Origin of the sequence: Acinetobacter sp. DSM 11652 (assembly GCF_900109815.1) — a bacterium.
GTDB lineage: Bacteria > Pseudomonadota > Gammaproteobacteria > Pseudomonadales > Moraxellaceae > Acinetobacter.
This window is the reverse complement of record NZ_FOBK01000004.1, coordinates 69,724-82,656: the sequence shown is the minus strand read 5'-3', so window position 1 is coordinate 82,656 and position 12,933 is coordinate 69,724. Positions and strand designations below refer to the sequence as shown.

13 protein-coding genes are annotated in these 12,933 nt (G+C 40.4%); 3 read left to right on the top strand and 10 right to left on the bottom strand.

Going from position 1 to position 12,933, the window contains the following annotated elements; genetic code table 11:
• Positions 1 to 21: 21 nt before the first annotated feature.
• The 10 genes from rimM to ispH all read right to left on the bottom strand — a co-directional run bounded on the left by rimM (position 22) and on the right by ispH (position 9,462).
• Positions 22 to 570 carry a ribosome maturation factor RimM gene (gene rimM, locus BMW42_RS05365; RefSeq protein ID WP_092766671.1) on the bottom strand — a complete coding sequence of 183 codons (549 nt, stop codon included), beginning with the start codon at positions 568 to 570 and terminating at the stop codon, positions 22 to 24.
• Between the two features lie 18 nt (positions 571 to 588).
• Positions 589 to 846, bottom strand: coding sequence for a 30S ribosomal protein S16 (rpsP, locus tag BMW42_RS05360; protein ID WP_035264308.1), 258 nt, complete (start codon positions 844 to 846; stop codon positions 589 to 591).
• A 144-nt stretch (positions 847 to 990) separates the two neighbouring features.
• On the bottom strand, positions 991 to 1,455 hold the full coding sequence (locus tag BMW42_RS05355) for a type IV pilin protein (RefSeq protein ID WP_171260680.1): 465 nt from the start codon (positions 1,453 to 1,455) through the stop codon (positions 991 to 993).
• Positions 1,439 to 1,936, bottom strand: coding sequence for a type IV pilin protein (locus tag BMW42_RS05350; RefSeq protein WP_092766670.1), 498 nt, complete (start codon positions 1,934 to 1,936; stop codon positions 1,439 to 1,441). Before BMW42_RS05350 ends, BMW42_RS05355 begins: the two co-directional genes overlap by 17 nt.
• A gap of 9 nt (positions 1,937 to 1,945) precedes the next feature.
• Positions 1,946 to 5,617 (bottom strand): PilC/PilY family type IV pilus protein, encoded by a 3,672-nt coding sequence (locus BMW42_RS05345; RefSeq protein WP_143047398.1) that lies wholly within the window; start codon positions 5,615 to 5,617, stop codon positions 1,946 to 1,948.
• A gap of 12 nt (positions 5,618 to 5,629) precedes the next feature.
• Positions 5,630 to 6,373 carry a PilX N-terminal domain-containing pilus assembly protein gene (locus BMW42_RS05340; protein ID WP_092766668.1) on the bottom strand — a complete coding sequence of 248 codons (744 nt, stop codon included), beginning with the start codon at positions 6,371 to 6,373 and terminating at the stop codon, positions 5,630 to 5,632.
• Positions 6,370 to 7,407 (bottom strand): PilW family protein, encoded by a 1,038-nt coding sequence (locus BMW42_RS05335; RefSeq protein ID WP_035264319.1) that lies wholly within the window; start codon positions 7,405 to 7,407, stop codon positions 6,370 to 6,372. Before BMW42_RS05335 ends, BMW42_RS05340 begins: the two co-directional genes overlap by 4 nt.
• Positions 7,407 to 7,925, bottom strand: a complete 519-nt coding sequence (pilV, locus tag BMW42_RS05330) for a type IV pilus modification protein PilV (protein WP_228143086.1) — start codon at positions 7,923 to 7,925, stop codon at positions 7,407 to 7,409. Before pilV ends, BMW42_RS05335 begins: the two co-directional genes overlap by 1 nt.
• Positions 7,925 to 8,356: a pilus assembly FimT family protein gene (locus BMW42_RS05325; RefSeq protein ID WP_092766666.1), complete on the bottom strand. Its 432-nt coding sequence runs from the start codon at positions 8,354 to 8,356 to the stop codon at positions 7,925 to 7,927. Before BMW42_RS05325 ends, pilV begins: the two co-directional genes overlap by 1 nt.
• Before the next feature lie 155 nt (positions 8,357 to 8,511).
• Positions 8,512 to 9,462 carry a 4-hydroxy-3-methylbut-2-enyl diphosphate reductase gene (ispH, locus tag BMW42_RS05320; protein WP_092766665.1) on the bottom strand — a complete coding sequence of 317 codons (951 nt, stop codon included), beginning with the start codon at positions 9,460 to 9,462 and terminating at the stop codon, positions 8,512 to 8,514.
• Positions 9,463 to 9,596: 134 nt separating this feature from the next.
• Here ispH and gmk point away from each other — a divergent pair, with 134 nt between their 5' ends.
• The 3 genes from gmk to BMW42_RS05305 all read left to right on the top strand — a co-directional run bounded on the left by gmk (position 9,597) and on the right by BMW42_RS05305 (position 12,880).
• Entirely contained in the window at positions 9,597 to 10,217 is a 621-nt protein-coding gene (gene gmk, locus BMW42_RS05315; RefSeq protein WP_035264330.1) for a guanylate kinase, read from the top strand.
• A gap of 75 nt (positions 10,218 to 10,292) precedes the next feature.
• Positions 10,293 to 10,574 carry a DNA-directed RNA polymerase subunit omega gene (gene rpoZ / locus BMW42_RS05310; protein WP_035264331.1) on the top strand — a complete coding sequence of 94 codons (282 nt, stop codon included), beginning with the start codon at positions 10,293 to 10,295 and terminating at the stop codon, positions 10,572 to 10,574.
• 203 nt (positions 10,575 to 10,777) lie between these two features.
• Positions 10,778 to 12,880 carry a RelA/SpoT family protein gene (locus BMW42_RS05305; protein ID WP_092766664.1) on the top strand — a complete coding sequence of 701 codons (2,103 nt, stop codon included), beginning with the start codon at positions 10,778 to 10,780 and terminating at the stop codon, positions 12,878 to 12,880.
• Positions 12,881 to 12,933: the final 53 nt, after the last annotated feature.

Below are 12,933 nucleotides of genomic sequence, written 5' to 3'. Positions count from 1 at the left end.
ACTCCCGTATTTCCGAAAATATTAGTAATCTATGCCCCAATTGACATAGATACGACCAGTTTCGAGATCAACGCGTTGCACCACATCTTTATGCCATGGAATCATTCGCTCTTCGCCATCGACACTGTCAGCAGTTGCGCGAACTACCATCACATCGTTAGCACCTGTTTCAAACAACTCGTGGATTTGACCAAGATTGACTTCTTGCTCTTCATCATCAAGACCTAACACTGTTAGACCCTTTAGATCAGACCAATAATACTCGTCCACGCCTGGTTGAGGCAGTTGCGATTTAGAAATCCAGATATTTGCGCCAACTAAATTGTCTGCTGCAGTACGATCACTCACACCTTTCAGCGAAACAACTAAGCCTTTACCATGTGGCTTCCAACGTTTCACATCTACAATTTGCCAACCTGCTTTGGTCTCGATGTACCAAGGCAGATAGTCAAATATGTTGCTCATAGGTTCTGTATTGGAATAGACCCAGAGCCACCCATTTAATCCATAAGCTGAACGTAGCTGTCCAATCTGAATACGATCTTCGGGAACATTCTGTGTTGGTGTCATGGGCTAGCTTCTACCGTATTAAACAGCAGCTGCAGCTTTTTTAGCTTGAGCAGCTAATGAAGCAACACGTTCAGAAGGTTGAGCACCTTGAGCAACCCAGTGAGCGAAACGATCAGCATCTAAACGAAGTTTTTCTGCTTTACCTTGAGCTGTAGGGTTGAAGAAACCGATACGTTCGATAAAACGACCGTCACGTGCATTACGGCTATCAGTCACGATGATTTGATAGAACGGACGTTTTTTAGCACCACCGCGTGCAAGACGAATAACAACCATGATAGAACCTTATAGTTTTTACGGATTATCCCTGCACCGACCATCGATACATTTCAAACCCCTTTCATAGAGGGCAGTATTTTACGTGAACTTTGATCCGATTGAAAGCTCAAAAATTATTTATCCACATTTTTGAATTTAAATTTATTTTCCATCCCAGTTTGTACTTGAAGAAGGTGTACAAGAAGCTGCTTTCACCCAACATTTTTCATTGGCTTCATTTATGACAAAGTGACCATCTGTTTGCATCAATTTTCCACTCACAGGCACTGCACTCAACACCCAGCTGTTGTTGGTTACATCTGATATACCAACCGTATAGACAGGATCATAATGCGGAACTTCAACTCGATTTTGCGCATTGGTCTGAAATCCCAATTCAGCCAACGTGACTGCTTTGCCATCCGATTTAATATAACTGTAATTCGCAACCTGATAGTGCTGAAGTCGAGCTGCAATATCTGCCAATGTGGTTTTTACTTCGACACGTTTAGTTTTACGAACATATTCTTGGTAGGACGGATAGGCAATCATGGCTAAAATTCCAATGATGACCACTGCAATCATGATCTCTACTAAAGTAAATCCTGAATTACCATTGTTTTGCATTTGCACCACATCCTGTATATGCATTGACTTCTTTTAAGTCATTTTCCACCAAATATTCTGTTTTACAACGAATACCCTGACTCGTCGCCAAAAACGCATCATAGTCTGTCTGCGTTGGTACAGCTCGAATCCCCCATGCCCGTCCCAAGCCCTGATCTGAACTTAATAAGGTTTTAGGTGTTTTTTCACTGATATCGGCAATACTAATCACATATTTTGGTTTCTTCGCATCAGGCAGGGAAATACTCGTCATTGATGTATCTTGATCGTAAATATACTTCGCATCAAAACCTCGATAGGAAAAACTGCGACTTTTATAGCGTTCAAGTTGTTCAATAATTTTGGATACTTCTTGCTGAGCCTGTGCAGCAGCATTACGTTTTAAATAACTTTGGTATGATGGCACTGCGATTGTCATCAATATGGCAATTATCACTACAACAACCATCAACTCAATCAGCGTAAAACCTTTTTGATTCATGGTAACCACCTACTGACGCTCAAACCAGTTATAAGCTTTCAGCACTTTGGTTGTGATGTAGTTGGTATAACCACCGCCCAGCAAAGTCGTTTTCTTTTTACCATTCTGGACAATAGGTACGCTGTTTAGCTTACTAATCCCATCAGACTTAGTGTCTGAGATTTCTGCCACAATTTTATTTTGAAGATTAAACGTTGATCCAGCATCTCCACAAACACCATACGGCAAGCAAAGCTTTAAGGTACGACTTGCTCCTTTAATGCCCCCAGTACATTGGTTCGGTTGTTGTGACGATGCATCATTTGGATTGTATAAAGACACATATAAATCTGAATGACTTGGACTATTTGCGATCGCAATATAACCATTTAATGCTTTAACTGTACCAGTATTCGCTGTTTCGTTTTTAGCCGTTGTTCGTTGCAACACATAGAACCAACCACGCTTATTACGGTTCATCAGATGTGGCACTGTTGTACCTGATAAATTAGACCATGCAGTTAAATGAGCTTCGGTAAGGTTTTGTGTTTTAGCAAAATTCGCTTGAAACAAATTCGGTTGTGCCAAGTCATAATCATGTAACACATAGACTCGATTGTCATAAATATTGCTGGTATTTAATGGAAAGCTGCGATTTCCTGACGCAATACTCACCGCACCAAATCGCTCACCATTCAGATCATGGATGGTCAAAGCAGGCATTTCATAAAAACGTTGGTGATACGTACTAAAATCAGCAAGACGTGTCACTCGTCCAAACGCGGTTGTATTCGTTCCAAGACGATTATTGAGATCGACGCGCCACACTTGCCCACCTAAATCACCAAAATATAGGTGATCGATCAAACCATCCGTATTGCGGTCAAATGCTTTAATTTGACTGACCACACTATATTTCATCTCAGCATGCTTAACATCAACACTGGTTTGATTCGATTGGTTGCCATAGCGTGCATTCCACAATAATTCGCCCGTTTCAGCATCAAAAATATAGACGCCCGCCCCTTGATTAGCTCGTTGACCAGTTAATGCAGATTGAGGCTGATAACCATCCGTTTCATAGGCCATATCATAGCCACCACCCACAATCATGACCGTTTTAACTTTGCCGTCAAAACGAATTTTAGCAATGGTAGGTTTAGACCAACTATATCCCATAGCTTTTAAGGCATCTGATTGATTTGTGCCACTCACTGATGTTGATTTACTCTTTATCGTTCCAGAACTTGGATCAACATGGAAAAGTAATTCAGGTTGGTTCGGATTTTTCATATCCAAGGCATAATAACTACGCCCACCCATGCGCATACCACCATAAATGTTGGCTTTCGCAGCAATAAACTTATTGTTGTTCTGATCAATCTTATATTGAACATCTGAAGTCCATGATCCATCCATGCCATAAATAGGATGCGCAGATGACAATAATGTATTGGACTGTTCAAGTAACGCGTCTCGTCGACTTGGATCTTGAACCATTTCATGAGCTAAGAAACTAAATGCCTCTTCACCAGTTTCTTGATCCACAACATGCAATAATCCTTGCATCGTCCCAAATACCACGTAATCTTTTCGATGAGTCGCATTACGGGTATTCGCTAAAATGGTACCAGACCCCGCGTTATATTTTGCTTCGAGCGTCACCAACAATGGTTCCGAGTGAACAACGCCTCCCATTTGCTGCATCACCTTAAGATCTTTAACCTTATTTAGATCATTCCAAATGTATCCAGCAGGTAAGCTACTTAAGTAGTTTTTATCAAGTCGATAACCCAAAGCCGACAGTAAATAGGGTTGATATACATTTTGTCGCCACCCCGACTTGGTTGAATCAATATAGGTCGCGGCTAGCACATTCTGTGTCGTTAATTTCGTCAGTTGTCCATTCTCAGAACCTACCAATCGTTTTGCTTGATCACCCGTTGTGGCAATCGTTGCATTGGTGAATAACGGACGCGTTTTTATTTTGTCTGTAGCAGTAACACCTGCTAGTGGTGAAGGTGTGGCAATCCGAGAGAACACGCCCCCTTGAATTGCACTCAAACCATCATCTATTCCAGTATTGTTCCAAAAATCCTGCGTATTGGTTCGTATTGCACCTGATCGATCAAGTACCTCTTTCCCCGCACGATCAATCATCACAGCTTGAGCGTTAATACTGTATTTCTTTAAGTTCCCTAACCATAATTGATGTGTGGAAGCCAATACCGAATTTGCTGTGCTCACCTGTGGTTGAAACTGCGGTGCGAACACATAAGGATATGCTGAACTTGTTGATAAACGGTCAAATGGCACCACATAAGTACCAAAACTAGCAGCCTCAAAGTTACCATGAGAGACGGCAACCAAGAAGGTATTCAATGCATTCTGAATATCTTCACCAGAAGTCGCTTGGGTATACCCCCCAATTTCTTGGCGAGTCCCGTAAGTATCCCCTTTACCAATCACATTCCCCAACTGTTTTAATGCTTGAGCATTCATACTATTGGAAATGTCATTTCCAGAACCTGTATAGCTACTATCAAATGTACAATGATCGTATAGCCCGTCATTGTCATAATCACGACAGGTTTCTCGTGGATGCTTTTGGAATAAGGGACCAAAACCTACAGTAGATGTATAAACACGCTTCTGATTCGCATCGCTGGTCATCTGCGTTTGATTTGCCAAACGCTGAACCATCTTACCTACGCAAGCCCATGAACTACGGTTTTGCCAGGTGGTTTGATTGGCTGACACAGCATTACCAATATCATCTTCATAAAAACGATATGGCTGCGTCGCCATTTCCTTAAACTCGCCATTGAAGGTCGCGGCACCACTGGCACCTTTGGCATTACCGTAATTGTAATAGACATCTTTTAAGGGCGAGCCTTCACAAGTAAAGCTGTCATCTGCCAACGCATTTTGCATGACAGGGAGTACCGTCTTTGGTCTCAAACCAACTGGCGCCCCATCTGTTAAGAAAAAAACACCTTGCGTACTACATTGGGCATCACTGTTATTCAACTTGTTGAGTGGCGCTCTATAACTACCATCCGCTTTGCGAATGTCCGCTGGCGCAAATGATGCTCCAGATAAACCACGGCTATAATTAGAATATTTAGATGAAGGAAGTAAATCGATGCCTTTTAGGTTAGCCCCAAAGGTGCGATTTCCTAGTAAATACGCATAAGTTTCTGAGAGTAATAGTGGTGTGGGCGTACTACCTACGGCTCCAATACTATTAATTTTATTGATTAAATCCGTACGGTGAGCAGGTGTAAGTTGTTTTGCTTCTAGTAAGATTTTAGATGAACGAGCATTTTCACCATAGCTTAACCAATCTTCTGTTGTCCCTATTTCACCCGTTGACGTAAACACCGACACCCCAATATAAACATTATCTGGAATACGATAATTTCCTGATAAGTCCTTTGCATTTAAGGCATCTACCAATGAGTTTTTTAAGGCATTTAAACGGCTAACACTTTGACCTTTATAAGTTGCATCTACTGCACTCATACTCATCGAGTTATCAATCGCCAACATGATAATCGGATTATTTTTTGCTACAGGATTTTGATAAATTTGTAGATCACTGGCACTCAATTGCATTGGGATCGCACCCAATGCCATCACGACTGCAATACTTTGCGCAATCATCTTTTTTGTAAAATGATTCTTTATCTTTTTATTCACAACACATCCCCATTAAGATTCAGCGCGCTGATAAGCATCAAAAATGTAACTTTGAATTTGGGTGTTATACGGCACACCAATATCCTTTAAACAAGATGAAATGGTTTGTGCATTACCCACCAATGGTGCTGTATGTGGTCGGCGCAAACAAAGATGGATTTCATCCGTTAAATCTGTCGAAGACAATGCGGGTAAGAGCGATGTTGAATAGACTGTTATTTTTTTTGTATCAGAAGGTTGTCCTATACTTTCAGTGTCAGTTCCAACGTTTGCGTTTGAAAGTGGGATATCATGATCACTGTCTGATGGAGGGCTTACGATTACAGACACCTGAGTTAATTGCGCCTTACGAGCACTGGCATAATCCCCATCGTTTGATAAGGAACAAAACCCAGAAACACCATCGACTGAGACATCACTCATTGCTTCATTCCAACGCAATACACTACTGTTGGAAACATTAAACATCGCACTATTGGATTGGTTTCTAAAACAGAATATGACTTCGTCACCTTCATTCTGAATCGAGTAACCAATTAAGCTCAGAGGGTTACCACTGGAGGCAGCATAGCCGCCATGCCCCAATCGATAAAAAACAGTATCGGAAGATTGCATTAACAATTGTTGCGCTTGGCTGTTGGTGGTGATATTCAAACTCACCATACTTTGTCGAATCGCCCAAGTACCAATAATGGTGAGCAGAACTAACATAATCAGTACCACAATCAGCGTTGCACCACGTTGATGTTGAATCATAAGCCCTCCGCTGAATCCATCACACTCATACCATTTCGAATCGCGATCGTTTGCGTAATGACTTGTCGAATAAATTTAGTCGCGACGGTTTTTTGTGCTTTTTTTAATTTTACTTTTTGATCAAGAACTTCGAATTCTTGATGAGGAGAAATTGCTTGATTTTGACCTACATTCTCAGATGACCTTACTAATAAACCGACTTGTATTGAATTGATGCGTGGACGTGGATAAACATTGAGCTTTTTATAATCTTCAATACTTATATATCTTTGCTGTGCCGTATTATCGTCATTAGAAATCCCCAACAGATAGTGAAAGTGATCAACACGATGCATCAAAATTTCACCATTCGTTGTTCCAAAGACAGTCTGTTTATTATTAAAATTTTTTAAAATTTGAGTGCTGTTACGCGTGTACCACCCTGCTTCACAGGCCAAGACCAATGCATCGTGTGGTTCTTTTTGAATATTTGCATTTGCATCTTTACGTAGAAAAAAACGTTGAACAATATATCGTCCAGCATCGTAATTATTACCTTCACAATCCACTCCTTGTGTATCAGCATAAAACTGCATGACCAATTGGTCGCTCATTCCCGCTTGAGCAGGTTGTGAAGATTCAGCTGAAACCAACTCTATATTACTCGGCATACCAGATTGCGATACAGGCACAACCTCCGTATTTGGAATATTTCGTGAAATATTGACGGGAATATTGGTCGCATTAAATGCCAAATCACCAGATGTAGGCACCACTGGAGACTGAGCTGAAGTGATAACAATGCCACCATGCGTCAAACGATCATTAATGATATTTACTTGACCATAATTTGCTTTACGAATTTCATAAGTAAGAAAGCGCAGACCAAAGTTGCCGTTATCTTGAACCTCCGACATCCCTTTCTGCATCGTGAATCCCATCTGCCCTGTAAAAAACAGATGTACCGCAGCAGCGGTAATCAATAATCCAAGCACCAAAGCGATCATAAGCTCGACTAGCGTCAAACCTTTTTGCGTATACCTACGATGCTGCATCAATAAAGCTCCATAACAATGCATTGCGCCTTTGGTAAATAACTTCCACCATGGGTACATGCATCTTTTGCAGAAGCATCATCAATAGGTTTGGTTTTTCCCCATGCTACGTAAATGCATCGGCGAGATTGCAAATTATTACTGACTTGGCAATTCGGCATTTTGATACTCATACCAAGACCATTGGCATTTTTTATTATCTGGGCAGCATCATAATGGGCAAAATCGGCTGCTTGAACACATGGATTCGTCGTTCCTTTTTGCACACATGATTTGGCTGTAGTTGTTTGTGTTTCTGCATTTATTCTGGCTTGATACTGAGTATAAGCATTTGAGTTCGCACGTATCTTCTCAGATAAGTCACGCGCTAAATTCATGGCTTGTAATTTAGACATTGCTTCATGTGAAGCATCAATTGCGCGCATTTGTAAAAATGAAAACCCCAATACCCCAATGGCCAAAACCAATAAGGCAACTAGAATTTCAATCATTCCTACCCCCTGTTGCGCAGCACGCATTAGCATGTCCCCTCTGCTTTTAAATATTGTGTTCCCATTCTTGTAATTGCTATCGTTTTAGAAACACCTAACACCTTATTACAAATAGAAAAATTTATGTCAGATGTAAAGTCAGAAATTCCCCCATCCATCCAGAATGTGACTTTTTCTTGTGATGAAGTCAATTTATTTTGCGCTTTGGGTGTCCAATGAAAGATTGTATTGCTATCTGATTGATTCGACTGAAGATCTACAGTCACATCTTTTCTTAACAATGTTGCTTGATTACGCGCCATCATCAGCACGCTTGATAATTCACGTACATCTGAATTTAGGCGATATTGCGCAACAATATTTTTAAAAGATGGAATAGCCATGGTTGCTGTGATTGATAGCACAATTGTGGTAATCAACAGCTCAATAATGGTAAAGCCCCGTTGTAAGTCTTTCATATTCAAACTTTTGTATTTATTTATTAATGTTACAAAAGTAATATTTTATAATAATAAAGCCAACACAGTTATGACAAATGGTATTAAAATGAGGATAATATCACACTTTTTTACAATCTGCTCACTTACCCTGCTATGTCATTGATAATTCATTATTAAGCTTGAGTAACTTGAATTCTCAATTCTTTAGGCAAGCTAAAGGTTATATTCTCCTCTCGCCCATTTAATTCCTGTGGTGACGTAGCGCCCCAATCTTGTAGACGCTGAATCACTTGTTTAATCAAAATTTCAGGTGCTGAAGCACCTGCGGTAACACCAATTTTAGTGGTTTCAGCAAACCATTCCTTTTTCAGCTCATCCGCATTATCTACGAGATAAGCATGCTTACCCATTCGCTCTGCCAACTCACGAAGACGATTAGAGTTCGAGGAGTTTGGAGAGCCAACCACTAAAACGACATCACATTGAGTCGCTAAATCACGGACCGCATCTTGACGGTTTTGAGTTGCATAACAGATATCATCTTTACGTGGCCCTTGGATGGCTGGGAATTTAGCACGTAAAGCATCAATGACTTTTGCAGTATCATCAATTGAAAGTGTCGTTTGAGTGACAAATGCTAACTTATTAGGATTATTCACCTGTAAAGCAGCAACATCATCTTCATCTTCAACCAGATAAATTGCACCACCATTTTTTAGATCATATTGACCCATGGTGCCTTCAACTTCTGGGTGCCCTTCATGACCAATCAGAATGGCTTCAATCCCTTCACGCGCATATTTTGTGACTTCGATATGCACTTTTGTCACGAGAGGACATGTGGCATCAAATACTTTTAATCCACGGCGCTCAGCTTCTTGTTGTACAGCTTTTGATACACCATGTGCACTAAAAATCACGATATTGTCATCAGGAACTTCATCTAATTCATCTACAAAAATTGCACCACGTTGGCGTAAATCGTCCACAACAAATTTGTTATGTACCACTTCATGACGAACGTAAATCGGAGGATTAAAGCTTTCAAGTGCACGATTAACGATCGCAATAGCGCGGTCTACACCAGCACAGAAACCACGTGGATTAGCTAAAACAATTTCCATAAGACCCTCAAACGATCGCTAAAATTTGGTCAATGAATCAGAATATTTTTTAAAACAAATGCGAATTGCTATTTAGTTTAAAAGCACTCTGCTCTAAAATAGAGAAGATATTTTATCATATCAGGAAAAATATCATGTCGGGTCTCTTGTTTGTCGTTTCAGCTGCTTCTGGAACTGGCAAAACATCATTAGTTAAAGCCCTACTTGAGCGCGTAAGCAATTTACACGTTTCTGTTTCACACACTACTCGAGGTCAACGTCCTGGTGAATTAGATGGTGTGCATTATCACTTTACCAGCAAAGAATCTTTCATTGAGCAAGTGAATCAAGGTGGTTTCATCGAATACGCGGAAGTTTTCGGTAACTACTACGGCACTTCACAAGCGACTGTAAAAGAACAACTTGCAAAAGGTCATGATGTTTTACTTGAAATTGATTGGCAAGGTGCAGAACAGGTTCGCAAACTTTTTCCTGAATCAAAACAAATTTTCATTCTTCCACCTACTCAATTTGATCTTCGCCAACGCCTATCAAACCGCGGTACAGATTCTGTTGAAGTGATTGAACATCGCTTAAGTTGTGCGGTAGAAGATATGCAACAGTACGTAAACTTCGATTACATCATCTTGAATGATGATTTTAATAAAGCTTTACATGATCTTGAGTCTGTCATTAATGCGAACCGTCTTTCATTATCACAACAGGCTCACCGACATAAAGATTTAATTCAAAAATTAATCACACCGAATTCGTGATTAAACTTGAGTCTATAGACAAAGCATTTTATACTGCGCAGTCTGTTAAAAAATTTCATACATACGAGAACTCTTATGGCACGCGTAACCGTTGAAGATTGTTTAGACCATGTAGACAACCGCTTTGAGCTTGTACTAGTGGCAAGCAAACGCGCGCGTCAACTTGCTCGTCAAGGTATCGAACCAACTGTAGAATGGGACAATGACAAACCAACAGTGGTTGCTTTACGTGAAATCGCTGAAGGTCATGTCACTAAAGATATCTTGAAACAGCGTGAGCAAGATTATCAAACGTCTAGCTTAGATTTAGCACTTTCTGCAAATAACTTAAACTTAGATGGTTTTTCTTTCCAATAAGCTTAAGCCCTGCATTTAAAAGAGCCTAGTCCAATGACTAGGCTTTTTTATTGATTTTTTTTAGAGAATGATTCGACAAAATTGAAAAAATTTGTTAAAAAAATTAGAGCTATTCTCTATTTAAAAATAGAGCATTGTAGCAATATGAATTTTTAGTAAAGTCTTTTACTTTTTACTCTCTTCCACGGATTCAAAGGTGTAGTATGCCAGGCCCATTGGTCAGCCAAGCTAAGCAACAGCTAAAAGTCATCATCGACGCGTATTTATCTGAAAAGGACGTCGACAGAGTACTTGTGGCCTGCGATTATGCTGACATGGCGCATGATGGTATTACACGCAAAAGCGGTGAACCCTATATTCTGCATCCGATAGCCGTAAGTTGTATTCTGGCGCATATGCGCCTAGACCCAGAAACGTTAATGGCAGCACTACTGCACGATGTTATTGAAGATACCGACTTTAGCAAAGAAGACATTACTAAAAAATTTGGCAAAACAGTGGCTGAGCTGGTCGATGGTGTTACGAAATTAAGCCACTCTAGTGACAAAGAATATAATAAAGCAGCCTCATTCCGAAAAATCCTACAAGCCACGTTACAAGATCCTCGTGTGATCATCATTAAACTTTCAGACCGTTACCACAATATGACGACTTTGGAAGCTTTAAGACCAGATAAACGTGCCCGTATTGCACAAGAAACTTTTGATATATTCGTGCCAATGGCACGTTTGGTCGGCATGAATGAAATGGCTGACAATCTTGAACACCTCTGCTATCAAAATCTTGATCTAGATATGTTCAATGATGTTCAAAATGCTTTGGTGCAAACCAAACCTCAACGCTGTAAGTACCAAGCCATTTGGGAAAAACATTTGAGCGATCTCTTGGAAAACTCCAATATTCCTGGGCGGATTAAAAAGAAAAACAATAACATTGAATTATTACGCCACTTTGTTAAAAACGAAATTAACCTTCAAGAACTCACACATAGTCATGCGTTTGAAATCGTACTCCAGACCATTGCCGATTGCGATCGTTTAGTTGAATTGTTAAAAGATAACTTCCAAGTTTTAAATTACCAAGATCATATCCGCCGCCCTCTCCCTGGTGGCAATCAATCCTTGATGCTGCGTTTGAAAGGCGAGAAAACAACGCTTTCGCTCACCATACAAACTGAACTTATGCGTAAGGCTGCGCGATTTGGGGTGGTATTAGGTGAAAATGCTCCTCAAACGTGCCGATCTGCCATTCAGGCATCTATGCAGAATTTGCATACCTTAGTCGGTGGCGATTGTGCTAAGACCACGTTTAATGATCTATTGGATTATTTACATCAAGAAAAAATATGGGTCTATACTCCTCAAGGTCACTTACATGAGTTACCACAAGGAGCTACAGCAGTAGATTTCGCCTACTCTGCAAGCTTGTTCTTAGGTAACCATGCCGTCGGCTGTAAAATTGATGGTGAAATCAAACCGCTTTCTACACCACTCTCAAGTGGTCAAGTCATTGAGGTGATTACCGATGTTCTCGCTTCACCCAACCCGGATTGGCTGAGCTTTATCAACACTCAAAAAGCCAGACGCTCTATTCAAAATATTTTGCGAGATCAAGATATTGATGAACAGCGCCTTGTCGGTCAACAAGCCTTAAATCGTGCATTAAAGTTATTTAATACCTCTATTCATGATCTAACCGATCAAAATTGGACTGAACTATTACAATGGCGCCATATTCCAAGCAAGAATCAACTTTTTGAACAAATTGCTGTAGGTGATTTGCTCCCACAACTTGTGGCGAACCATCTCTTTGCTCAAGATCATCATCAAGATCAAGCATCAAGTCGCCTGATCTTAGGTACTGATGGTGTAGATGTAAAATATGCCCATTGTTGTAATGCAGTGCTAGGCGACCCTATTCAGGGACATTTATCTCGCCGCGGTCTTATTGTTCACCGTGCTCGCTGTAAGAACCTTCTACACGAACAACAGTTACACCCTGAAAATATTATGCCGTTGCACTGGAAAGATGAAGGTGAATCAGAAATCAACTTCAATGCTTACTTGTGTATCGATCTATTATTAAGTGATGAGCAAATTTCACAACTGATTTATATCTGTCGTAAATCAAAAATCGGAATCGAGTCCGTTCGACAATACGAATCAAAAACCTATCTGAGTATTGTTGTTCATAGTCGTCAGCAAATTGCGCAAATCATTCGTGAACTCCGCATGCAATTTGGTTTTCCGCGTATTTCACGCATGTCAGCCCCTCTTGCCGTTGAAGAAGTCTCACAAGCCTGCTAAACAAATACAGATTAGAGCTTTCACCTATAGTGTTCATCCTTTATGATGAAGCT